19 protein-coding genes are annotated in these 24,518 nt (G+C 64.5%); 11 read left to right on the top strand and 8 right to left on the bottom strand.

What is annotated here, in order from left to right; all coding sequences use genetic code 11:
* Positions 1-97 precede the first annotated feature (97 nt).
* From ACE3PR_RS00815 to ACE3PR_RS00805, 3 genes are all read left to right on the top strand, one after another.
* On the top strand, positions 98-976 hold the full coding sequence (locus ACE3PR_RS00815; RefSeq protein ID WP_374367050.1) for a DMT family transporter: 879 nt from the start codon (positions 98-100) through the stop codon (positions 974-976).
* 116 nt (positions 977-1,092) lie between these two features.
* On the top strand, positions 1,093-1,455 hold the full coding sequence (locus ACE3PR_RS00810; protein WP_374367048.1) for a hypothetical protein: 363 nt from the start codon (positions 1,093-1,095) through the stop codon (positions 1,453-1,455).
* Positions 1,452-2,906 (top strand): methyl-accepting chemotaxis protein, encoded by a 1,455-nt coding sequence (locus ACE3PR_RS00805; RefSeq protein ID WP_374367046.1) that lies wholly within the window; start codon positions 1,452-1,454, stop codon positions 2,904-2,906. The genes ACE3PR_RS00810 and ACE3PR_RS00805 overlap by 4 nt, the downstream gene beginning before the upstream one ends.
* A 16-nt stretch (positions 2,907-2,922) precedes the next feature.
* Here ACE3PR_RS00805 and ACE3PR_RS00800 read toward each other — a convergent pair whose 3' ends face one another.
* On the bottom strand, positions 2,923-3,219 hold the full coding sequence (locus tag ACE3PR_RS00800) for a DUF1244 domain-containing protein (RefSeq protein WP_374367044.1): 297 nt from the start codon (positions 3,217-3,219) through the stop codon (positions 2,923-2,925).
* A gap of 12 nt (positions 3,220-3,231) precedes the next feature.
* Positions 3,232-4,014, bottom strand: coding sequence for an N-formylglutamate amidohydrolase (locus ACE3PR_RS00795; protein ID WP_374367042.1), 783 nt, complete (start codon positions 4,012-4,014; stop codon positions 3,232-3,234).
* A 167-nt stretch (positions 4,015-4,181) separates the two neighbouring features.
* Here ACE3PR_RS00795 and ACE3PR_RS00790 point away from each other — a divergent pair, with 167 nt between their 5' ends.
* Together ACE3PR_RS00790 and pyk are read left to right on the top strand one after the other, a co-directional pair.
* A complete protein-coding gene (locus ACE3PR_RS00790; RefSeq protein WP_374367040.1) occupies positions 4,182-5,456 on the top strand; it encodes a glycerate kinase in 1,275 nt (424 codons plus the stop codon).
* A complete protein-coding gene (pyk, locus tag ACE3PR_RS00785) occupies positions 5,453-6,871 on the top strand; it encodes a pyruvate kinase (protein ID WP_374367038.1) in 1,419 nt (472 codons plus the stop codon). The genes ACE3PR_RS00790 and pyk overlap by 4 nt, the downstream gene beginning before the upstream one ends.
* A 10-nt stretch (positions 6,872-6,881) precedes the next feature.
* Here the strand turns inward: pyk and ACE3PR_RS00780 are convergent, their stop codons facing one another.
* The 4 genes from ACE3PR_RS00780 to ACE3PR_RS00765 form a co-directional block, all read right to left on the bottom strand.
* A complete protein-coding gene (locus ACE3PR_RS00780; RefSeq protein WP_374367036.1) occupies positions 6,882-9,566 on the bottom strand; it encodes a DUF2339 domain-containing protein in 2,685 nt (894 codons plus the stop codon).
* A gap of 141 nt (positions 9,567-9,707) precedes the next feature.
* Complete coding sequence (locus tag ACE3PR_RS00775; protein WP_374367035.1) at positions 9,708-10,298, bottom strand: tetratricopeptide repeat protein; 591 nt, start codon at positions 10,296-10,298, stop codon at positions 9,708-9,710.
* Between the two features lie 7 nt (positions 10,299-10,305).
* A complete protein-coding gene (locus ACE3PR_RS00770) occupies positions 10,306-12,042 on the bottom strand; it encodes a murein L,D-transpeptidase (RefSeq protein WP_374367033.1) in 1,737 nt (578 codons plus the stop codon).
* Between the two features lie 194 nt (positions 12,043-12,236).
* Positions 12,237-14,252, bottom strand: coding sequence for a hydantoinase/oxoprolinase N-terminal domain-containing protein (locus tag ACE3PR_RS00765; protein WP_374367031.1), 2,016 nt, complete (start codon positions 14,250-14,252; stop codon positions 12,237-12,239).
* Between the two features lie 268 nt (positions 14,253-14,520).
* Here ACE3PR_RS00765 and ACE3PR_RS00760 point away from each other — a divergent pair, with 268 nt between their 5' ends.
* From ACE3PR_RS00760 to ACE3PR_RS00740, 5 genes are all read left to right on the top strand, one after another.
* Positions 14,521-15,879, top strand: coding sequence for a tetratricopeptide repeat protein (locus tag ACE3PR_RS00760; RefSeq protein WP_374367029.1), 1,359 nt, complete (start codon positions 14,521-14,523; stop codon positions 15,877-15,879).
* Position 15,880: 1 nt separating this feature from the next.
* Positions 15,881-17,086: a FecR domain-containing protein gene (locus ACE3PR_RS00755; RefSeq protein ID WP_374367027.1), complete on the top strand. Its 1,206-nt coding sequence runs from the start codon at positions 15,881-15,883 to the stop codon at positions 17,084-17,086.
* A 37-nt stretch (positions 17,087-17,123) separates the two neighbouring features.
* Positions 17,124-18,719 carry a gamma-glutamyltransferase gene (ggt, locus tag ACE3PR_RS00750; RefSeq protein WP_374367025.1) on the top strand — a complete coding sequence of 532 codons (1,596 nt, stop codon included), beginning with the start codon at positions 17,124-17,126 and terminating at the stop codon, positions 18,717-18,719.
* 286 nt (positions 18,720-19,005) lie between these two features.
* Positions 19,006-19,572, top strand: a complete 567-nt coding sequence (locus tag ACE3PR_RS00745; RefSeq protein ID WP_374367022.1) for a DUF882 domain-containing protein — start codon at positions 19,006-19,008, stop codon at positions 19,570-19,572.
* A gap of 96 nt (positions 19,573-19,668) precedes the next feature.
* Positions 19,669-20,361, top strand: a complete 693-nt coding sequence (locus ACE3PR_RS00740; protein WP_374367020.1) for a hypothetical protein — start codon at positions 19,669-19,671, stop codon at positions 20,359-20,361.
* 9 nt (positions 20,362-20,370) lie between these two features.
* On the opposite strand, the gene ACE3PR_RS00735 is transcribed toward ACE3PR_RS00740, so the two are convergent.
* Positions 20,371-21,471: a hypothetical protein gene (locus ACE3PR_RS00735; protein WP_374367017.1), complete on the bottom strand. Its 1,101-nt coding sequence runs from the start codon at positions 21,469-21,471 to the stop codon at positions 20,371-20,373.
* Positions 21,472-21,482: 11 nt separating this feature from the next.
* Positions 21,483-22,265 carry a carbonic anhydrase gene (locus ACE3PR_RS00730; protein ID WP_374367015.1) on the bottom strand — a complete coding sequence of 261 codons (783 nt, stop codon included), beginning with the start codon at positions 22,263-22,265 and terminating at the stop codon, positions 21,483-21,485.
* 218 nt (positions 22,266-22,483) lie between these two features.
* Here ACE3PR_RS00730 and ACE3PR_RS00725 point away from each other — a divergent pair, with 218 nt between their 5' ends.
* Positions 22,484-24,490 carry an ATP-binding protein gene (locus tag ACE3PR_RS00725; protein ID WP_374367013.1) on the top strand — a complete coding sequence of 669 codons (2,007 nt, stop codon included), beginning with the start codon at positions 22,484-22,486 and terminating at the stop codon, positions 24,488-24,490.
* The last annotated feature ends 28 nt before the right edge of the window (positions 24,491-24,518 follow it).

Below are 24,518 nucleotides of genomic sequence, written 5' to 3'. Positions count from 1 at the left end.
CCATATTGCCGCAGCCTTGCATTCCAGGCAGAGTGCCGCCGCCGATCCCCGCCCGGTTCCGCGCAAATCAGCGCCGGCGGCGTTGCCCGAGACAGAAATGCCGATTCCCCATATCGCCCTTGCCGTGCTGATCCAGGTTCTCTGGGGGCCGGTCTATACGCTCGCCAAACCCGCGGTCGAGACCTGGTTTTCACCGGTCATCCTGGTGACGTTCATCTATGTGATCGTGGCCCTGCTGCTGACGCCCCTGGTCAAGCGCGCCCAGACGCCGACGAAGACGCTGTTCCTGCTGGCCCTCTTCGGCTGCACGATCCAGAGCACGATGGTCTATTACGCCCTCCTCCTGCTGCCGGCCTCGACCGCCGTGCTGCTGATGCAATTGCAGCTTCCCGTCGGCGTCATCGCCTCCTGGTGCCTGGGACGCGACAAGCCCAATTGGAAAAACGGTCTCGGCTCGCTCATCTGCCTTGCCGGCATCGTCATCGTGATCGGCATTCCCGAGGAGACCGCCGATTACCTGGGCATCGGCGCCATGCTGATCTGCGTCACCTCCTGGGCGGTGACACAGGCGGTCATTCCCGTGGTCGCCAAGGATCAGGGCATGACGCTTTATGCCGCCATGGCGCGCCACGCGGCACCGCAGATGATCGTCATCGCACTCCTGGTCGAGGGGAGCGCGCTGATGGGCCTCACGGCCATCCCCATGACCGGCTGGGCGGCGGTGCTGGGCATCGCCTTCTTCGGTTTCGCGCTTCCCTATTCGATCTGGTACTGGCTGCTGATGCGGCATCGGGCCGACGAATTGCTGCCCTTCCTGCTGCTGATGCCGGTCTTCGGTGTGGCGGTCGCGGCCTGGCAATTGGGGGAAACCCTGCCGCCGAGCCTGCTGCTGGGGGGCAGCGTCATCCTGGCCGGGATCGCCATCGTGGTCTGGCGCGGGCGGCGGCGCGAAGGCATGGATGCCCCGCCCGCTTGATTCCGAAATAGTCTTAAGTTCCTATTTTATTGATTTCCGATATTAGGAAAGTCTTTGCCATAGGTCGTTAATCTGCGGTTGCGCCATGGAATGCCATGCGCCTGGGAGCGACGCAGATGAATTCGGACAAGCTGACCTGGCGAGCCTTGCTGCCCGCTTTGTGCCTGGCCTTGCTGGGCGTGGGCGCGATCGGCCTTGCCAGCGTCTGGCCGCACCAGGCCGCCGCGGCCAACCAGCCGCTGGCCGTGTTCGGCTGGAACCGCGACGCCGTGGGAATCGTCGCCGCGGCGGGTGCGCGCATCATCAGTCCCGGCCGGATTCCAGGGTCGATCATCGCCATTGCCGACGATCCCGCCATTCTCGCGCGGCTTTATGAAGCTGGTGCCATTCTGGTCCTGCGCGCCGACACCGCCATCGGCTGCGCCACGAACAACGAAAACAACAAAGACAACAAAGACAATCAGGGGAAACAATCATGAATGCCATCGACGCCTTGCGCGCCCGTGTCGCGCGCTTGCTCGGTCTTTATATCTGCTTGCATCTGCCGGTGGTGGCCGGCCTGGAATGGCTGGTGACGGGCGCCGTCGGCTGGCTGTCCGGCATCGCCCTTGCGCTCACGCTGGCTTCGGCGATCGCCATGGTGATGAGCCAGGGCCTGGCGCAGCGCCTGTTCCTGTCGGTGGCCCTGGTGCTGATGATCGGTCTCCTCGTGGCGGTGCTCAACGGGCATCCCTGGCAGATCGACATGCATATGTATTTCTTCGCCTCGCTCGCCATGCTGACCGCGTTCTGCGACTGGCGGGCCATTCTGGCGGCGACGGTGGCGATCGCGCTTCATCATCTCAGCCTCAATTTCCTGCTGCCGCTCGCGGTCTTTCCGGGCGGCGCCCATTTCGGCCGCGTCGTCTTTCACGCGGTGATCGTACTGATGGAAGCGGGTGTCCTCATCTGGGTGTCGCACTATCTCGCCATCGCGCTGGCGCGCAGCGCCGCGGCGCTGGACGAGGCCGAGCAGGCGCGCCAGGCGGCGGAAGCGGCCTCCCAGCACGAACGCGAAACCGAACGCAATGCCAAGGCAGCACAGCACGATCTGCTGGGCCGCATCGCCAGCGATTTCGAGCGCGCGGTGCAATCGGTGATCGACCAGGTGACAGCGGGCACGGGCAAGGCGGCATCCCTGGCCGACGGCCTCGCCGCGGTGGCAAGTTCCAGCGCCGACAAGGCGGCGAGTGCCGCCGATGCCTCGGCTGCGAGTTCCGGCGACGCCCAGGCGATCGCCGCGGCGGCGGAAGAACTCACCGCCTCGGTCTCCGAGATCCAGCGTCAGGCACAGCGTTCCAACGAAATCACCGCGCGGGCGGTGGAACAGGCGGGCGTCACCACCGCCTCGGTGGGCGAGCTCACCCAGGCAGCACAGAAGATCGGCGACATCATCCACCTCATCAACGACATCGCCAGCCAGACCAACCTCCTTGCCCTCAACGCCACGATCGAGGCGGCGCGCGCGGGCGATGCCGGCAAGGGCTTCGCGGTCGTGGCAGGCGAGGTGAAATCGCTGGCCGGCCAGACGGCGCGCGCGACCGAGGAAATCTCGACCCAGATCGGCGCCATTCAGGACGCCACCACCAAATCTGTAAACGCGATCCGCTCGATCAGCGAGATCATCAGCGAGATCAGCGGCATTTCGCAGGAGATCAATGCATCGGTCGAACAGCAGAACGAAGCCACGCGCGAGATCGCCAATTCCGCCCAGAGCGTGTCGCACCGCACCGGGACCACGACCGACATGATCGCCGGGGTTCAGGACGCGGCGCGCGACACCGGCGTCAATGCCGCCGAAATGTCGGCGGCGGTCCAGCAACTGGTCGCCCAGTCATCGCATCTCAAGAGCGAGGTGCAGAAATTCATCCGCTCGCTGCCGACGGGGTGACGGTCTTATCGCCGGTTCAATGTTTCGGCTTCGAAACCTCGAAATCGGCTTTCTGCTGGGCACTCGCTTCGTTCTGGTATTTCGCCTTCCATTCGTCATAGGGCATGCCGTAGACGATCTCGCGCGCTTGCGGGTCGGTGAGCGGCACGCCACGTTCCTCGGCGGCGGCGCGGTACCATTTCGAGAGGCAGTTGCGGCAAAAGCCGGCGAGGTTCATGAGGTCGATGTTCTGCACATCCTTGCGCTCGTCGAGATGCTGCAGCAGGCGGCGGAAGGCGGCGGCTTCAAGCTCGGTGCGAATCTTCTCGTCCATCGGGGTTCCTCCTCAAAGGCGGTGAAGGGCGGGGTCGGAGAGAAGGCCGGGCAGGACCTGAAGCAGCTTCCCGGCCCAAAGCGCCACTCCGGTCGGTTCGGATATGAGGTCTTGACGTATCTCGATCAAGGCGTGGGGCAGGCCCCGCGCCTCGCCATGGGCCACCACCGAATAACCATGTTCGTCGCGCCCGGTATAGGGCTCGTTATCGCCGACGCAGACATCGGGGAGTTCGGCAAGGCGCGCCATCAGCGGCACCGGAAAGCGCGAATCCTTGTTCCACAGGATGCCGAAATGCCAGGGGCGCTGAAATCCGTTCATCACCGGGGTGAAGCTGTGGAGCGAGAGGATCGCCGGCTTCTGTCCCGCCGCGAGCTTCGCCTCGATCGCCGCCGTGACCGCCGCGTGATAGGGGCGGAAGATCTCGTCGGCACGCCGCGCACGATCCCCGGCCGAGAGGCCGCGATTGCCGGGCACCGGAATGCGATCGGATTCCTGAGCGATCGAGGTCGGATCATCGAGGCGGCGGTTGCAATCGATCACCAGGCGGGAATAGCCGGCCAGCACCGCCGGCGCATCGAGCTCGCGGGCAAGAATGGCCGCCACCTCGGCGATGCCGATATCCCAGGCGATATGCTGGGCGCGTGCCTCGGCGGAAAGGCCGAGATCGCCCAGCGCCCGCGGAATGGCCTGGCCGGCATGATCGCAGAACAGGACGAGCGGCGCCCTGCCCGCCGGGTTGAGCACCGAGACGGGCGGCGGATCGCCGGGCTGCAGGAGAGATGCGGGGGTCATGATCGGTGGCCGGAATGGATGTTCCGGCCAAGCATAATGGCTCGTCCCCGGCATGTCATCGTTGACCTGCTATCCTGGCGCCGCGAACGGGCGCTTTGGCGTCGCCCCTTTGCTTGACCAATCGGGGCCTCGTTTCTAGTGTCGAGCGAGAATCCAGGGGAGAGTTCGTGACCGTCACCGAAACCGATTTGCTGAGGCAGATCTTCCAGGCCGCCATCGCCGCGGTCGATCCGTTGCAGATACTGAAAGACCACCTGCCCACGCCGCCGAAAGGCCGCACCATCGTGCTTGGCGCGGGCAAGGCCGCGGCCGCCATGGCGAAGGCCGTCGAGGATCATTGGCCGGGCGAGATCGATGACGGCCTGGTCGTGACGCGCTACGACCACGGCCTCCCCTGCAAGCGGATCGAGGTGGTGGAGGCGGCGCATCCCGTGCCCGACGCGAAGGGCCAGGCGGCAGCCTTGCGCATCCTGGAAAAGGTGCAGGGCCTCACGGCCGAGGATCTTGTGCTGTGCCTCATCTCGGGCGGCGGCTCGGCGATCATGACGATCCCGGGCGACGGCCTCACCCTTGCCGACAAGCAGGCGGTCAACAAGGCGCTCCTCAAATCCGGCGCCAATATTTCCGAGATGAATTGCGTGCGCAAGCATCTCTCGGCGATCAAGGGCGGGCGCCTCGCCGCCGCTGCCTATCCGGCCAAGGTCGTCACCCTCCTTATCTCCGACGTGCCGGGCGACGATCCATCGGTGATCGCCTCCGGCCCCACCGTCGCCGATCCCACCACGCGCGCGGACGCGCTGGCGGTCCTTGAGAAATACAGGATCGACGCGCCGGCAGCGGTGCTGAAACGCCTCCGTGATCCCGCCTGCGAGACACCCAAGCCCGGCGACCCGAAGCTCGCCCGCAGCGAGACGCGCATGCTGGGAACACCGCAGAAAGCACTGGAAGCCGCCGCCGCCACGGCGAAGGCCGCCGGCTACACGCCGCTCATCCTCGGCGATCTCGAAGGCGAGGCGCGCGACGTCGCCTTGGTCCATGCCGGCATCGCGCGGCAGGTCGCCAAACACGGCCAGCCGGGCCAGGCGCCGCTCGCCCTCATTTCCGGCGGCGAGACCACGGTCACTGTGCGCGGGAAGGGGCGCGGCGGCCGCAACGCGGAGTTCCTGCTGGCCCTCGCCGTGGCCCTGGACGGCCAGCCCGGCATTTATGCCGCCGCGGGCGATACCGACGGGATCGATGGGACAGAAGACAATGCCGGGGCGGTCCTCACCCCCGATTCGATGGCCCGGGCGACCCTAAAAGGCTTGAGTGCCAAGGCCATGCTGGCAGACAATGACGGCTATGGATTCTTTTCGGCCCTGGGGGATCTGATCGTGACGGGACCGACCCGGACCAATATCAACGACATTCGCGTCATTCTGATCAATAAGGCAGTTTCATGAGACGACTCCGCAAGGCCAAGATCCTCGCGACCCTCGGCCCAGCCAGTTCCAGCCGCGCCGAGATCGAAGCGCTGTTCCTGGCCGGCGCCGATGTCTTCCGCCTCAATTTCTCGCATGGCAGCCACGATGACCATGCCATGCGCTATCAAACGATCCGCGCGGTCGAGGCGGATACCAAGCGGCCGATCGGCGTGCTGATGGATCTCCAGGGCCCGAAGCTGCGCGTCGGCCAGTTCGCCGAGGGTCATGTCACGCTGACGGCGGGACAGAAATTCCGCTTCGATCTGGACAAGACGCCCGGCGACGACAAGCGCGCACCCTTGCCTCACCCCGAGATTCTTTCCGTGCTGAAGCCCGGCGTCGCCTTGCTGCTGGATGACGGCAAGCTGCGGATGCGCGTGCGCAAGGCCGCGAAGGATGCCTGCGAATGCGAGGTCGAGATTGGCGGACGCCTGTCCGATCGGAAGGGCGTCAACGTCCCCGACGTGGTGCTGCCGCTCTCGCCCCTGACCAAGAAGGACCGCGAGGATCTGCGTTTCGGGCTGGAACTCGGCGTCGATTGGGTCGCCCTCTCCTTCGTGCAGCGGCCGGAAGACATCGCCGAGGCGCGGAAGCTCATCCAGGGCCGTGCCCGCATCATCGCCAAGCTGGAGAAACCGGCGGCCATCGACAAGCTCGACGAGATCGTCGAGCTCTCTGACGCGTTGATGGTGGCGCGCGGCGATCTCGGCGTCGAAATGCCGGCCGAGGATGTCCCCAGCCTGCAGAAGCGCATCGTCCAGGCCTGCCGCCAGGCGGGGAAGCCCGTGGTGGTCGCGACCCAGATGCTGGATTCCATGGTGAGTTCGCCGACACCGACCCGCGCCGAGGCCTCGGACGTGGCGACCGCGATCTATGACGGCGCCGATGCGGTGATGCTCTCAGCCGAGACGGCCAGCGGCAAATACCCGCTGGAATCGGTCACCATGATGAACCGCATCATCGAGCGGGTGGAGAGGGATCCGTTCTACCGCCGCATCCTGGAAGCGCAGCGCCTGGAGCCGGAAGCGACCGGCGCCGATGCGATCAGCGCCGCCGCGGCCCAGGTCGCCCATACCCTCTCGGCCGCCGCCATCGTCAGCTACACGACCTCGGGCTCGACCGGATTGCGCGTCGCCCGAGAAAGGCCGGAAGTGCCGATCCTGTGCCTGACCTCGCAACTGGAAACCGCGCGCAACATGGCCCTGGTCTGGGGCACGCATTGTGTGGTGACGCCGGAGCTGAAGCGTTTCTCGGAAATGGCCGACAAGGCCTGCCGCATCGCACTCCGCGAGGAATTTGCCAAGATCGGCGAGCGCATCATCATCACGGCGGGCGTGCCCTTGGGCACCCCCGGCTCCACCAACATCCTGCGCTTCGCCTTCATCGAGGAATGAGGGCGCGGCGCTAGGCTTCCTTCCGGAACAGGATGCGCTGGTAGAGATAGCCGATGCCGATCAGGGCGACGCCGAGCCCCAGGAACGAGGCGACGCGGTAAAGGCCGGTGAGGTCCGAGGCGTCGATGAGGCCCACCTTCAGCACCGTCAACATGACCACCGCGGCCGAGGCATAGCGCAGGGCCTGGGTGCGCATCTTCACGCCCAGGCCGAGGAGCGCCACGCCATAGAGCGTCCAGGCGGCGGAATAGCCGTAGAGTTCGCCATCGGTCACGGCACGGCCGAAGAGATTGATGTTGTCGCCATGGACCAATTGCCGGACCCAGAGCGAGACGCAGACGAAGCCGAGGAAAAGGCCGTAGGCGCCGGCGGCGCGATAGCCGATCGAGGCCATTTGCCCGAGAAGCGGCCGGCGCATCAGCGCCCAGCCCAGGCCCAGCAGCAACAAGGCCGCACCGCCGTAGATGAGGCCGATGCGGTTGAAGAAGGGCACCGTCCCGACACTGATATTGGCCCAGAGCGGCAGTTCCAGGATGAGCGGATAGATCAGCAGCCAGAGTGACGCGATGCCGGCAATGACCATGGCTGCCTGGTGGAGGATCGGCGCCTGGCGCCGGTCGCCGATCACGAGGAGCGCGTGGCTGACCAAGAGCCAGGCCAGCGCCTGGACGCCATGGATCATGTAAGCGGGGTCGGGCACGTCGATATGATAGAAGAAGTGCTCGATCTCCAGTGCCAGCAGGATGAAGCCGAGGATGGCGGCGCCCAGTTGCAGCGCCTTCCTGAGCACCTGTTCCGGCGTCGCGGTGAGCTGGTAGGAGGTCACCACGAAGCTCAAGAGCGGGATGCCGAGGCCATAGAGCAGCCAGTTGAAGATCAGCGTGTCACCCGCCGCCCAGGTCGAGAAGACCTGGCCTGACCAGAGAATGCCGAAGATGACGAGACCGCCGCCGACCCAGATCGCGCGGCGGAGCCAGGCAATGTCGAGACGATTGGCGACCCAGGCCACGATCGGCAATTCCAGCGACCAGGCGACCGAGATCCAGGCTTCTTCCAATTGCATCGGGATGGCGATGGCGATGAAGCCGGAAACGGCGAGGCAATGGATGGCGAAGGCATCGACATAACGCGGCTCGGCCCGGCGCAGGGCATCGAGGCGCTGGGCGAGACCGAAATGTATTGCCGCCAGGATGATTGCAATGATCGGCCAGGAGATTGTGATCTCCGTATCCCGTAATTGCCAATAGGCGCCACCAAAGACGAAGGCCGAACCCAGGGCCGAGAGGGCCGCCCAGCGCGTCGGCTTTGCCGCACCGTGAATGAAATACCAGCCCCCGAAAAGCAGCGCGCCGCCAAAGATGAGACCCACGCCGATCATCTCCAGCGTGCGGTCGACGATTTGGGAATTCGGGATGATCTCGCTGGGCGGCGCCCAGCCGAAAGGCCACCACAGGGCGTAGGCCACGATGATGATGGCCGTGCCGAGATAGGCAGGCACATCCTCGGCCGTCCAGCGGCGCGCCGCGACAAGATGGCTGAAGACCAGCACCAGCGCGAAGAACCAATCGACCAGTTCATGCTCGTTACTGCCGAGCCAGGCCGCCATGACCAGGAAGCAGAGGATCGAGGTGGCGCGCGTGGTCCAGAGCATGTGCGCCGAACGCGCGACACCGCCCTGGCTCTGCAGGGCCCAGACGCAGGTCCAGGAAGTTGCGATAAGGAAGAGCGGGAGAGCGAAGGCGCCGCCCACAGTCGGGTCGCCGCCGATGGTCATGGCGCCGAGGAATGCCCAGAGCAGGCCGCCGCCATTGGCGATCGCCGCCTGGTACCACCAGCCGCGCTTCTTCAGGAGCACGAGCGCGCCCAATTGCAGCAGATAGAGGAAACCAAAGAGGACCGGCACATTGGGATCGTCGCTGGAGACGAAGGCCGGCGTGAGGAAGCCGCCAGCGAGACCGACGATGCCGACGAAGGGGCCGTCACGCAAAGCAAGCCCGATCGCGGCGAATGTGAGTGCCGCCAAGGTCACGAAGGCGAGAACGGGCGGGATCAGATCGTAGAGCGCCACACCAGCAAAGAGTGAAGCATAAAGCACGGCAACAGAAGCCGCCGAGAGTGCCTGGCCGAGATTGTTGGATTGCTTGCGCATCCATTGCGCGACACCCAGCAGCACGAAGCCAAAAAGAATGCCGAGGCCGACACGCACCGTCGGCGAGAGCCAGCCCTGCTCGATCGAATGCTTGACGAGGAAGATGCCGGCAAGCGCCAAGGCGATGCCGCCCAGCCAGCCATAAATGCGTCCGCCGAGGCGGCCTTCGAAATCCTTTTTCGGGGGCAGCGGCAATGCTGCGATGTCCGCAGGCTGATCTGCGACGGGTGATGGCATCATCGTCTCCGCCGCGGGCGGCGGCGGGGTGATGGGTTCGGGAACGATGGGTTCGACGGGTGGCGGCGCTGAAACAGGTTCCACCCGAACAGGCTCCGCCGGCGCAGTCGCGGCAACGGGCTGGGCCGCTTCGGCGGCCACAGGGCCTTTCCGCAACCCGCTCAATTGCTGGCGCAGAGAAAGAACTTCGCCTTGCAGCCGCGTCACGCGGCGCCAATTGAGGATGGACATGATCGGCATGACCAGAACGACAAAGATACCGCCGAAAAAGGCGATGAGCCCGCCCACGATCTCAAAGAGGTCGTCCATGATTCCCCTGCCGCGTGTTTATTGCGTTCGTGCTGCCGATGGTAGCACGTCCCCGAGTCGCGCCCAGGTGGCGCAACGCAACACTGATTCACATCCGTGAAAGTGCCGCCCTTGGTCGCGTGGCGGCGCGGCGAGGTTCGATCAGTTCGTGCTGGGTTGCCAGTTTTCGACCAGGGCCTGGGCACGGGCCTGTTCATCCGGCGTCAGGGATTCGCCCAGCGTGTTGGCGATGGCAAGGCCATCCTGATTGCCCTGCTTGGCGCTCAAGGCGGCATAGAGGAAGCTCTGCACCATGTCCTTCGGCACGCCGAGGCCGTGATAGAAACGCTGCGCCATGCTGAGCTGGGCCTGCGCCATGTTCTGGTTGGCAGCTTTCAACAGGTAATAGGATGCCTTCATATCGTCGACCGGCACGCCCATGCCGGCCGCATACATGTTGCCGATCTGATAGCGGGCACGGGCATTGCCGCCATTGGCGGCCTTTTCCAGCCAGATCGCGGCCTGACCGGCATCCTGCGGGACACCTTCGCCATTCAAATACATCTGGCCGACAGCGGCCTGCGCCGTTGCCTGCCCAGCCTCGGCAAGCGGCAGGAATTCCTTCATCGCCGTCGCGTAATCGCCTGCCTGATAGGCCTTGAGGCCGGCATTGCCGTCCGCCGCCGCGGGCAAGGCCGCGGCGAGGCCGGTGAACAGCGCGATCACGAGCGGCAGATGGCGCATCGTCAGCATCCCTTCATCATTCGCGCAAATCCGCACGCTTGGCATTCGGATCCGGTTGCGCCATGGCCATCGTCATTTCGATACCCGACGGGACCGATGGCAGCTTGTCGTAACCATAGGCGTCCTTGCGGAACTGCATGACACCGTCCTCGTCCACCCAGGCAGTCATATAGGTAATGTGCACGGGCAGCGGATTCTGCAGCTTCACCAGGGTGGTCTTGCCGGTCTTCAACACCTCGTCGATGCGCGCCCGCGACCAGGCCGGGTCATCCTTCAGCATGAATTCGGCAAGGTCGACCGGCGTTTCGGTACGAACGCAGCCGGAGCTGAAGAAGCGATCCTGCTTGGCAAAGAGACTGAGCGTCGGCGTACCGTGCAGGAACACGGAATAATCATTGGGAAAGTCGAACTTGACCGGACCCAGCGCGTTTTCCGGGCCGGGCGCCTGCCTGAGGGTATAGGGGAAATTGCCCGGGCCGACTTCGTGCCAATCGATCGATTGCGCGCTCACCACATTGCCGCTGCGGTCATAGATGGTGAAGCCATGGGAATCGAGGAAGTTCGGGTCCTTGCGCTGGCGCTTCACCTCGTCGATGGCGGCGATCTTGTGCGGCGCCGTCCAGTCCGGGTTGAGCTTCACGGTATGGATCACCGAGGAGAGGGTCGGCGATTTACGCTGCACCTTGCCGAAGATCGATTTGGTATAGAAGGTCACCTTGCCGTCCTCGATCACCTTCACTTCCTGCGATGGGATGTTGGCGATGAGATGACGCGGTTCGAAACCGGGGCCTTCCTTGCGCATGCGTTCGAGATTGAGCAGCACCTGCCGGAGCCGCGTTTCGGCGTCGACATTCAATTCCTCGATCGTGCGGCCGCCGACGACACCGTCGTCATTGAGACCGTGATTGCGCTGGAACAGCTTCACCGCCTCGACCAGTTGGGGATCGTAATGGGTTTCCGACGCGGCCACATTGCCGGCGGCATCGGCGGCAACGGGTGTTGCCTCCAGGGCAAGCTCGCCGGTCGCCAGCAGGCGCTGGCGAAGGGCAGGCACCGCCGGATTATCGTCGCCGGGCTCGATCTTCTTCACTTCCGGCACTTCCGGCCAGCCACCGTTCTGATAATAGGCCAATTGCCTGGGCAGGTAGTCGAGCAGCGACCAGAAGCGGTAATAGGTCGGCAATTCCTCGTTGAGGAGCGCGTCGACATCGGTGGCGGCGGCGGCCACGGAGAGAACCTTGGCGCCTTTCATGTCGTCATCGCCCAGCAGCGTATTGGCATCGATTGCGGTGCCGACGAAGGCCGCCGCGAGCAGTGCCTCGGCCAGGGCCTGCGAGCTCGAATCATTGGGTGTCGCCAGCAAGGCCACCGCCGCCTGCACTTCAACGGGCAGGTTGAGACCGGCTTTGGACGCCTGCGGCAGACGCGCGCGCAGCTTCAGGCCAAGCTCCGAAAAGCCGGTCGGCGTGGTGAAGAGCGCGCGGTCGCCGTTCTCGGCGTAGAAATTCAGCAGGCCCGTCCAATCGACCGGCAGCGGATCGAAGATCGGATCCTTGGCCAGAGTGGTGAGTGCTGCGTCAATGCCCGAGACGGTCGCCGCTTCGGCGCCGGGTTCGACAGCGACCGCACGCTCGGCAGCGCGTTCATCGAGGATCGTGTCGACCTCGCGCTCGGCATAAGCGAGATGGGCACCCAGAGTGGTGCCGGCCAGCAGCAGGGCCGCCAGATTGGCAATACGGGCACAACGCTTCATTTTCGATCATCCCAAAAAGACTTCTTGCGCGGGCCGGCTTTGCGGCCGGCAACTCGTCGTCCCCTAGTTGATATAAGAGCAGGATTCGCCCGTCGCCGCCAGAGGTGGCGGCCTGTGATACCGGTCATGTGACACCCATCACAATGTAGGCCCGGATATTTCCGGCAGCCTATCTCACTGACATGGGACCGGATTCAGCCTTCGGCAAGAGCCGGCCGGCCGAAAGCCGTGACCGCCACCTGGGATTCCATGAAGATGCGCATGCCGCCCGGCTGTTCGAAAACCTTGTCGGCGCGTTCATGGTTGAATTCGATGTCGGCGGCGCCGGCCTTTTTGGCCAGCGCCCCGGCTTCGGTCTCCGCGATGCCGCGGGCGAAATCGGCAGCGGCTTCGAGATCGGTGAAATCCTTCAATCCGTCCGGCAGATGCGTGCGATAGATGCCATCCGTGGGCTGTGTGATGGTGACGACCACGCGCTGCAGGATGCCGCCGGCGACGGCACCCACCGCATTCGACACATCGGCATGGGGCGGGATCACCAGTTCGGTGCGCAAACGCTTCGCAATCTCGGCATAATAACTGCCGACCGGCGCACCGATCGCGACCAGCGGAAAATTGAGCTTCAGGGCAACGTCGATCAGGCCTGCGGCATTTTGGCCGGCGCCAAGAGATTGATCGACCAGATAGCGGCCGAGCGCCCCCCAATGCGGGCCTTCGATGCCGGCCTGCTCGGCAAGTGCCGTCTGCAGGATGACATGGCCGGATTGCTTCACCACCTGCTCGACCACCTCGCGCGCGAGCGCTTGGCCGTCGGCGGGCGGCACCCAGCCGCCATAGATCGCGCGGCGCAGAAACAATTCGGCGCCGATCTCCGCCGCTTCGCGGTTCCAGTTCGCTTGCCGCCCCAGCACATGCGAGGCATCCGATGGGGTCAAGCCGCTGATGATGACGAGGCCGCGATCGACCAGGCGCGAGAGATGCCGGCCGGTCGCCGGGCTGAAGACGAGATCGGCCAAGGGCACCGGTCCGTCGGCGAGCGCATCCCAGACCTTGGCCTGGCCGTCGCTCAAGCCTTCCGCCCCGGTATCGAGCGGGCGCTGGCGCAAGGCGAACTGGCCGCGATAGGCCATCATCTCATCGCTTGCCAATTGCGCCTTCAACACGTCGAGCATCTTCGGATAAAGATGGCAGAGCAGGCTCAAGGGCACGACGCGGCGCGGGCCGACCATGAAGCCATGCACTTCGTCGACGCGCACTTCGGAATCGCCGCCGAGGCCATAGGTATGGACCGCCACCGCCTCGACCATGGTGCGCCAGCCGCCCACCACAGCGCCCTCCTTGTTGAGGACCGGACGGCCATCGCGCAGCATGGCGATGTCGGTGGTGGTGCCACCCATATCCGAGACCATGACGTTGTCTGCGCCCGAGAGATGGCGGGCACCCACGAGGCTGGCAGCAGGTCCGGAGAGAATGGTCTCGACCGGGCAGGTCAGCGCCACCTGCTGATCAATCAGAGAACCGTCGCCCTTCACCACCATCAGCGGCGCCTTGATCCCCTTATCGGCGAGGAGGCCGGAGACGGCGCGGATGAGCTGCTGCAATTGCGGGATGAGGCGGGCGTTGAGTGCCACGGTCAAAGCGCGGCGCGGTGCATCGAGCTTCGAGGTCAGCTCATGGCCGCAGGTGACCGGCTTGTCCGTGAGTTCGCGGATCATCTGGCGGACAGCGATCTCATGAGCCGGGTTGCGCACCGAGAAATAGCCGGAGATGGCGAAAGCCGCGACCTTGGGCGCATGGGTGACGATCGCCTGGCGCACGGTCTCGACATCAAGCGGCGCCTGCTCGTCGCCCGACGGTTTGTGGCCGCCGGCGACGAAGATGACGGGATCGGTGCCGAGTGCCTGTTTCAATCCGGCGCGTTCCAGGGCCTTCACGTCATAGCCGAGGAGGATAAGGCAGATGGGTGCGCCATGCGCCTCGACAATGGCGTTTGTGGCGAGCGTCGTCGACATGGAGACCAGCGCAATTTCCGCCGCCTTCACACCATCGGGCAAGTGCTGCAGCACCCCGTCCATCGCCCCTTTGAGGCCGAGCGCAAGGTCGTGCTTGGTGGTGAGGGATTTCGCGGTGGCGAGGACGCCTTTGGCCGGATCGAACAGAACGGCATCGGTATAGGTGCCGCCGGTATCCAGGCCGAGCAGGATGGGCAAGGGATGTTCCTCAAGATAACTGAGCCGAATGCTCGGGAATTGGCCCCGATATGAAGTGGAATCCGCCCGCCGGTCAAGCCACCGGGCGTCGGCAAATGACGCAATCCGGCCAGATCGCGGCCAAGCCCGGCACGAGATGGGGTGCCAGCCGCGCAAAGAGCGGCTAGAATGACAAAAGCGCTGGGGCTTTGGCCCCGGCGCCCGTGATTCGGGCGGGGGACGAACGCCGGGATCGACCGCAAAGAGTCGATATAACTGGGGACCCGATATGATCTTCGATCGATTGAGCCCGGCTGCCGGGCTGATCGTCCTGTTTTTCGCTGCCGGCACGGCCCATTTCGCCGTCGGTACAGCCAAGGCGCAAAGCGACACCGACACCCTGCCCGCCACTGAAACCGTCACCTATGACCAGGTTCTCGGCGAACCCGACAATATCGAGCTCGGCTATCGCTATGCCCTCACCCAGATCCGGCGCGACGATTTGCTGGGGGCTTCGGCGACGCTCGACCGCCTCATTCTGCTGGCGCCGGGCGAGCCCAATATCCGGGCGCTGCGCGCGATCGTGCTCTACCGCCTGGACAATCTCCGCGAGGCGCAGCAGGAATTCGACGACCTGCTGGCGCTCGATCTCGATCCCGCCTTGCGGACCAATATCGAGCGCTATGCCGATGAGCTTGGCCGGCGCAACCAGCAGACGCGGATGAGCCTCCTTACCTCGCTCGGCTATCAATACGACACCAACCGCGCGGGCGCGCCGGATTCCGGACGGCTGCGGACCTTCCTCGGCACCTTCGAAGTCGCCAAGGACGGGCGCAAGGAAGACGATCACAGCATCACCGGCCTTGCCCGCTTCACCATCGAACACGATCTCGACACCCAGGAGCGGCATTCGCTGTTCGGCTCGGTGAGCCTCTATTCGGCCGATCAATTCCAGCTCGACGATTACGACACCCACGATATTTCGGCGCAGGTGGGCGGCCGCTTCGAATTCGGCGAGATCTTCCTGACCCCGGTCCTCGCCTATGATCACGTGATCCTGGGCGGCGAGAGCTATATCGACAATTACGCGACATCCTTGCGCGGTGATCTGCGCGTGAGCGATCCGGTCAATCTGTGGGCGCGCGGCGATCTTGCCTATGTCGATTACCGTAACACCGAGCAATATCCGGCCGGTGAATTGCAATCCGGCACCGATGCGGGCGTGACGCTCGGCACCGATCTTTATATCGGCACCACGCATCGCCTGACCTTGAGCGCCACCTATGGCGGCTATAATTCGGATCAGGATTGGGAGAGCTATGACGGCCCGGCCATCGGCCTCAACCATACCTGGCTGCTGGGCGAAGGTGCCTTCCTGATGACCGACGCCATCGGCGAGTACCGCGATTATGACATCGCCGATCCCGTCACCGGGGCCACCGAGCGGCATGACTGGATCTACCGGGCGCGCGCCACGCTGGGCGTGCCGGTCCAGACCCTCTTCATGGCCGATGAATGGCCGGATTATCTCGCGGGGCTGACAATGTCGATCTATGGCGAGTATTATCGGGCTGATTCCAATATCACCAATTACGATTACGACAATGTCCGGGCCGGCGCGACACTCAGCAAGCGATGGGAGTTCTGACATGCGAAAACTGATCCCGACGGCACTCATCCTCTCTGCAGCACTCGCAACGGCCGCTCAAGCCGAGATCGGCACCCCCGCTGGTGTGGCCGGCGCCGTCACCGGCGATGTCGGCATCACCTCGCCCGCCAAGCAGATCACCTCGCCTGTCGCGGTTGCATCGGGCGATGGCATCGTCATGGGCGACAATCTTTCGACCGGCACGGATTCGCGGCTTCAGGTCATGCTGCTGGATGAATCGGCGATCACATTGGGGCCGGATGCCGACCTCACCATCGACGAATTCGTGTTCGACCCTGCCAACACAAATGCCAATACGCTGGCGGCGAGCCTGCTCAAGGGTACGTTCCGCCTGGTGACGGGAGGTGTGGCGCGGGAGAATTCCGAAGGAACTTCCCTCACCCTGCCCAATGCGGTGCTTACCATCCGCGGCACCACGGTGATGGGCGCCTGCGCCGCGAGCTGCATCGTGGCGCTGGCCGGATCGGGCGATGCCAATACGGCGGCGAAGAAGCCGAGTACGGTCACGCTGAAATCGGCGAAAGGCGAGATCACTCTGAAGCGCGCGGGCTTCTTCGTCGAGATCGCGCCGGACGGCACGATGAGCCAGCCGCAGCGCCTCACCGATGCGATCGAGCAGCGCTTTGCCGGCCTTTTCCCGTCGATCGACACGCCGGGTATCCTGGACCGCGCGCGCTTCTCGCCGGATGCGCGCGGCGTCATCGTCGCCTCGGGCCAGCCGATCCAGGAAGGAAGGCCGCTCGCGATCAATCAGCGCGAATTCGAAGATGCCGACCGCCTCGACGGCGACGACCGGTTCGAGACGACGTCGAATCTGCCGATCGGGCAGACCGTCAAGTATCAGAGCGGTGCGATCGGATTTTCCGGCGGTTCCGGCGACGGCGATTATTATCTGACCTATACGCTGAACCTCGCCAAGCGCCAAGGCGGTGGCAGCATCTATGTCGATCTGCTGACGGATCAGGGTTTCGACACCACCATCCCGCTGCTCAAAGACCCGTTCAAAAGCGGCCTGTCCTTGAGCGAAAGCGGGGCGGTGCTGGATCCGACCTTGCCCGGTGACACGTTCCAGTTCGATTATGTCATCGGACCCGGCGGCATTAATTCATCCATCTCATATGATGAAGATGGGCCCCTGACGGCACCCCCTTCGACCGGTGGCGGCGTCGCTCCCGTCGTTCCCTGATCACTGACTTCGCATCACCCACAGGACATTCCAGATCATGCGTGATTTCCACCAGCCCGCCCGTTCGCCCATCTATGCGAGCGAAGGTGCCGCCGCGACGTCGCATCCCCTGGCCACCTTGGCCGCGATCGAATGCCTGAAAGCGGGCGGCAATGCGATCGATGCCGCCATCACCGCCTCGGCCCTGCTTGCGGTGATCGAGCCGGCGATGACCGGAATCGGCGGCGATTGTTTCGTGCTGATGTCGCAGGGTGGCAGCGCCGACATCATCGCCTATAACGGCAATGGCGCAGCACCCTTGAAGGCGAAGCCGGAATATTTCCAGGAACGCAAGATCGGCAGCATCGCCGCGGATTCGATTCATGCCGTCACGGTGCCGGGTGCCATCGATGCCTGGTGCCGTCTCGCCGCCGATCACGGCAAGCTCGGTATAGACCGATTGCTGCAGCCGGCAATCCGCGCTGCGGAAGAAGGTTTCGTGGTCGCCCCGCGCGTGGCTTACGACTGGGCGCAGGAGGAGGAGAAGCTGCGTCGCGACGCGGCCGCCGCCGGCAGCTATTTGAAGAACGGCAAAGCACCCGCGATCAGTGACAAAATCGCCCTACCGCTGCTGGCCAAGACCTTGCGCGAGATTGCCGATAAGGGCCCAGCGGGCTTCTATCAGGGCTGGGTGGCCGAAGACATCGTCGCCGCCTGCAAGGCCTTGGGCGGCCTCCATGAGATGGAAGATTTCGCCCGCCACAAGGGCGATTACGTGAAACCCATCGCTACCGAATACAAAGGCGTCAAATTGTGGGAATGCCCCCCGCCCGGCCAGGGCCTCACCGCCCTCCTTATGCTCAACATCCTCACGGCCTTCGGGCCGGAAAAGGCCGGCAGCGATCCACTTGGCGCCGATCGCTTCCATCTGCAATTGGAAGCCGCGAAGCTGGCCTATCGGGAACGCAATGCACATATCGCCGACCCAGCCTTCGCCAAGGTTTCGGTGAGCGGCCTGCTCTCGGAAAGCCATGCCAAGGCGCTGGCCGGTCTCATCCGGATGGACAAGGCGCTCGATCTCGACAAGATGGGCAGCTTCCCGAAGCATCCCGACACGACCTATCTCACCGTCGTCGACCGCGACCGCAACGCGGTGAGCTTCATCAATTCGATCTATTACGGCTTCGGCAGCGGCTACATGGCGCCGAAATCGGGTGTTCTGCTGCAGAACCGCGGCGCCTGTTTCGTGGTCGATCCCGCGCATCCCAATTGCATCGGCCCGGGCAAGCGCTCGATGCACACGATCATCCCGGCCATGATCACGGAAGGCGACCACGCGATCATGCCCTATGGCGTGATGGGCGGCGATTACCAGCCGGTAGGTCATGTCCACGCTTTGACCTCGATGCTGGAATTCGGCATGGACCCGCAGGCGGCGCTCGATCTGCCCCGCGCCTTTTATGACGAGGGGAAATTGTGGGTCGAGCGGGGCATCCCGGCGGCCACGGCGGCGGCCCTCAAGGCGCGTGGCCATCAGGTCGAGGCGGCGCCCGATCCCCTGGGCGGCGGCCAGGCGATCCGTATCGATTGGGAGCGCGGTGTCCTGGTGGCGGGGTCGGATCCCCGCAAAGATGGCTGCGCCCTGGGGTACTGAGGTCGATATTGATGTTAAAGAATTACTAATTTCCCAGTGAATCCAGCCCGTTGCGGGAATTAGCTCGAAAAATCGCTTTGCAATCGCAGCATCCCTGTGGCACCTTGGCCGCATAGCCGACCCATTTGCGGCGGCGAACAGGGGTTCCGTTAACCATTTGGAGTGTGGCCCGGCCGCCGGCCGGGATGGGCGTGGACGTGGGGACGATTCGCGCCGGTCTTACCTAGCAACGCGATTGATATGGCCGCCGGGGGGTTACCCGGGCGCCTAGGGAGATTGGAAAAGTATGTCTCAGCGTTCTGATGCGGCCAAATTGGGTCGCCGCGCTTTCCTTGGTTTCGGTCTGGCCGGCGCTGCCGCCCTCACCTTCATGCCGCGCGCCGTGATGGCGAGCTCCGGGCCGCTCAACGGGCGGACCCTCGGTTTCTTCAACACCCATACCAGCGAGATCCTGAAAGCCACCTATTGGCGCGACGGCGGCTATGACAAGGGCGCCATCAAGGACATCAACCAGATCCTGCGCGATCACCGCACCGGCGAGGTCTATGGCATGGATCTGCCGCTGCTCGACCTGCTGGTCGATCTGCATCGCCGCACCGAGAGCAGGAAGCCGTTCGAGATCATTTCCGGCTATCGCAGCCCGCAAAGCAACGCGACCCTGGCATCGGCCAGTGGCGGCGTCGCCAAGAAGAGCCTGCACATGCAGGGGAAGGCGATCGACATCCGCCTCCGCGACGTGAAGCTCAAGACGCTGCGCGAAACCGCCATCGCCATGAAAACAGGCGGCGTGGGCTATTATCCCAAATCGGATTTCGTCCACGTCGATACCGGCCGCGTCCGGCAATGGGGCTAAGGCCGCGCCGATAACGCGCATTTCGCTCGACAGAAGCAGGCCCGCGGCGGATCATCGCCGCGGGCCTTTTTCATTTCCGAACGGAGCGGTCGCGGGATGGCGGACGACATTGCGGATTTGCGGGCGCGCGTGGAAGCGGCGCGGGAGCGGTTGAGCGACGACGTCGCCGTGGCGCGCAAGGTCGAGCTGCGCCTCAACGACCTGGTCAGCATCGTCGAAGGATCGCTGGCGCGGCAGGGGGCCGAACTCGACAGCGCCAAGGGACGGATCGTCGAACTGGAAGCCGATCTTGAGCGTGCCTTGGCCCGTGCCGAACAGGCGTTGGGCGAAGCCTCGCGTGCCGAACGCCTGGCCAAGGAAAACGGCGAGCTGAAGCAGATGGTCATGACCCTGCTGGAAGTGATCGAAGGCCGCCAGAAATCATCCCTCGGCGCCGTCATGCAGAAGCTGGAAGAAAATGTGAGCGCCCTGGTCGAAGCGCCCGCGGCCGAGGCGGCCGCAGCCTCCGCAATGCCTAGCGAAGAAGCGGCGACGAAGGACATAGCCGTCGCGGTCGCCGCATTCGAGGACACGGAAGCAGAAGCCGAAACCGAGATTGCACCGGCGGTCGGCGCCGACATCAATATCGTCGCGGAGGCGATGGTCGAAGAGGATTTCGGCAGCGGCGAGGCCGATACGGAAGAACCGATGCCGATACCGGACAAGGAGCCGGCCGCCGAGATCGAGGACCTGAGCGAGATCGCGCTTTACGACGCTGCCGACGAAGTCGTCGAGCCCAATAAAACCTGACTTCTCAAGCTAGCGGCTGAGCACGCAATAGGCGCCTTTAGCCGCGAGCGCGCCACAGGCCTGTTTCAACGCGGCTGCATCGCCGCCCGTCGCATAGAGGCGGATCATCGCACCTTTGCCGGGCACATCGACATTGACGTAAAGCGGCGAGAGCGGGTCCAGCGCGTCGAATTCGCCGAGCAGCGTCTTCCAACCGCGCTTGGCGGCGCTGATGCCGCTATAGCTCGCGAGATGAATGGCGGCACCCGGCGCCGGCAAGGCCGATCCCTCCGCCGCCGCCACATTTTTCGCAGGTGCCGGCGCTGCCGGCTTCGCCGCGACCGGCTCGGGCGACACTGGCATGGGCGATACTGGTTCGGGCGTGGCCGGTACGGGTTGCGCGGGGGCAAGGACCAAGGGTGCCTGCAAGGTCGGTTCCGGTTGTTTGGCAGCGGGCGCGGCGGGTTTCTGCGCCGGCGCCACCGGCTTTACCGCAAGTGCTTCGGAGCTGGCCGAAACCGGTACCATTTTGCCTTCGCCTGCCAGCGCCGCCGGCAGGCTGGCCTGGCGGTGCAGCACCTGTTCGGCCCGTTCGAGCAGATAATAGGCTTCCGGCCGGTCGGCGATGAGCGCAAAAGGCACATCCGGCGCGTCCGCCGCGCCGTAGCCGGCATCCAGCTTGCGCCCCGGCAGCAGCAGATAGGTGGCAAAGGCCTTGCCCTTGCAGGTGACCGTCAGCTGGTCGATCCCGCTCAAGGCGACCGCGCCGAAACGGATATCGCCCTCGGACCGGCCACTGGCCCATTCCGGCGCGTTGCAGCGCTGACCGTTGACGTCACTGACCTCGTCGGCATCGATCACCAGACTGACGCCGAGATGCGGATCGCCGATATTGGCGACGCGATTACCGGTCGGATAGACGGCGCTCACGAACCAGCGCCCACCAAAGGATTCTGGCGCAGCCGGCGGCGCGAGATCGGCAGCATTGGCATCGACCTCCGGCGCGGGATCGGGCGGTGTCGCCTGCGCAAGCGCGCTCGGTGCCGGATGCGGATTGCAGGCTGCCAGCAGAAGACCCAGTACCAGGAGAGACGTGGCCGGAAGAGACGTGATGGCATAGCGGGCGTGCATCTTCACCCCCTTCAAAAGAGATCGATGTTGACGGGTCGGCCGGCACTGGGTTGAAGGGGCCGGGCGTTCATCGGAAATTCGCGCGCGAAACTTTCGATCTGGCCGATCCCGGCTTCGACCGGATCGCGAAAGACGATCCAACTGACGATTTCGCTGCAGGGCGGCGTGGTCAGCGAGCCGGCATAGGCGAAGGCCGCGGCATTCCGGGGCAGCATCTGCGAAAGATCGATCGGCTTCGGGATCGGACGAGTCTCGCCGTGACGCGGCATCGTGCCGATGATATTTGCCAGCACGTCGTTCTCGCGGCCCGGCCGGAACAGAATGCCGATCACCGCGAGATTGCCGTCGGCGGCCTGATGAACCGCGTGGACTTCCAGGGGCCAGCGTTTGCCGGCAAAGGCATGTTCGCTCGGATGGTGAAAGTGGAATTGCCGGAAATCGAACCTTTTGCCGTCGAGGGTCAGATAGCCGGCATCCTTGTCCCGGGGTGCTGCCTGGAGCGTATGACCGTTATGCGTCAGATCGGCGGCGAATGGGATCCAATGCAGCTCCAGCGCGTCGTCCCGCACCGGCAGGGCACCGCCCAGATCGATCGGCGATTGGCGTGTGCCGCCACAAGCGGCATAATCGGGCGAGAGATGCCGCCAGTTTTCGGCCCCTTTCGGCCCGGTATAATCCCAATGCGGGGCGGTGTGGAGGGCGGCCTCCTCAGCCCGGGCCGCGGCGCCGGGCCAGCCCGGAATTCCAGTACCCAGCCCCGTGCCAATGCCGGCAACAGCCAGACCGAGTGACATTTGACCGAGCAATACCCGTCGATTGACCGACCGAGCCGACATTCGCAGCACCCCCTATTTGGGCGCAGCCTAGCCAACGCGGCCGATTCGGCCCAAGGCTGGAATCTGCCGGCGGCGGGCCTCGTTGCCACCCGATTTTCACGGGATTTTCGCTTGGAGAGGGGGTTGATGGGCGCACATACATATTCTGTTAACCGCATTCGCGCCAAGCTGCGGTCATGAAGATGCGCTGGCGGGGAATCGGTCTGAAAACGCGGGTGGTGATGGCCCTGGCCATCGTCATTCTGGCGATTCAGGCTGCCTATGTGATCCTGGAGGCGCGGCGCTTCGAGGAAAGCCGTTTCCAGGATTACCGCGCCACCGCCGACAATCTGGCGCAGCTTTATGCCGGCGCCGTTGCCAATTCGGTCTGGGAATACGACCGCGAAGCGGCCGAGGCGCAGCTTCAAGCCATGCGCATCATCGACGGCTTCGCCGAGGCCGTGATCCACGAGAGCGATGGCGAGGTGTTCGTCGCCGTCGCCCGGCCGCAGGACGCAGCATCGGAGAGTGACGAGAACATTCCGGCGCCGCTGACCAGCAAGGCCGATATCGAGATCGACGGGCGCGTCATCGGCAGCATGTCGGTCGCCCTGTCCCTGGCACCCCTGGAACTGGCCGGCACCAAACATCTGCGCCGGCTGATCGTCACCAACGGCGCCATCGCCGCCGCCTTGCTGGGTCTTACCTTGCTGGCACTGCATCTGGCCACTCGGCCGCTGGAACGCATGACGTCGCTGATGCAGCGCTTTTCCGGCGGCGAACTGGATGGAGCGATCCCCTTCACCGATCGCCGTGACGAGATCGGTCGCATGGCCCGCGCCCTCGCAGTCTTCCGCGACAACGCGATCGAGCGCAAGAATGCCGAGGCATCGCTGCAACGGCGCAGCCAGGAACTGGCCGACGTGAACGAGGATCTGCGCCGCGCCCGCGACGCGGCCGACACCGCCAACCGCATCAAATCGGAATTCCTGGCCTCGATGAGCCACGAGATCCGCACGCCGATGAACGGCGTCATCGGCATGGTGCACATGCTGAAGAACTCGCCGCTCTCCGACGACCAGCGCGACAAGCTGGCAACGCTGGAGAGCTCGGCCAAAGGCCTGCTGGCATTGCTCAACGATATTCTCGATATTTCGAAGATCGAGGCCGGCCGCCTGGAGCTCAATCTGGCGCCCTTTTCGATGAGCGAAATGATTGGCGACCTCGTCGCCCTGTGGCGGCCTTCCGCGTTGTCAAAGCACCTCAATCTCGGTTTCGAGATCGACGCAGCCGTGCCAACCGTGATGATCGGCGATGCCGCGCGGATCGGCCAGGTGCTGGCCAATTTCCTCGGCAATGCCGTGAAGTTCACGCATCAGGGCGGCATCGTCCTCAAGGTCGCAGCGACGCCGATCCGCGACCGGCGCTATGCGGTGACACTGGCGGTCAAGGATACCGGTATCGGCATCGCCCATGACGTCCAGGCCCGCCTCTTCCAGAAATTCACCCAGGCCGATGCCTCGATGACGCGGCGTTATGGCGGCACGGGGCTGGGCCTCGCCATCTGCCGCGAACTCACCCATCTGATGGGCGGCGATGTCGGTGTCGATTCCGTGCCTGGCCAGGGCTCGACCTTCTGGATGCGGCTGGAATTGCTGGCCGCGGAGAACCTGCCGGATATCAACGACGAATTGCGGCCGGACGACCGAGTTCTGCTGGAGGGCGCCGGACGGCGCGCACTGTCGCTCCTGGTGGCCGAGGACAATCTGATCAACCAGAAGGTCATCCGCGCCATGCTGGAATCGGTCGGCCACAGGACCGAATTGGCGGCCGACGGCGCCGAGGCCGTCGCCGCCGTGCAGCGCGATCGCTTCGACGCCGTTCTCATGGACGTGCAGATGCCGCTCATGGACGGCATCATGGCGACGCGCGAAATCCGCGCTTTGGGCGGCGCCTATGCCGATCTCCCCATCATCGCGCTCACCGCCAATGCCATGGCGGGCGACCGCGAGCGTTATCTGGCGGCCGGCATGAACGCTTATGTCTCGAAACCGATCGACCCGGATCTGCTGTCGCTGGCGCTGCGGCGCAGTTGCGGCGCCGATGTCGCGATCCTGCACGGCGCCGAGCTGCCACGCCGGCCGGAAACCACCGCCACGGCGGCGCAGGAAGCAGCACTTGCCGACATGCTGGCAAAGCTCTGAAAAAAAGAAAGCCCGACCGCGTCACCGC

The organism is Dongia sp. (assembly GCF_041909655.1).
GTDB lineage: Bacteria > Pseudomonadota > Alphaproteobacteria > Dongiales > Dongiaceae > Dongia.
This window is presented reverse-complemented; position numbering and strand designations above follow the sequence as displayed.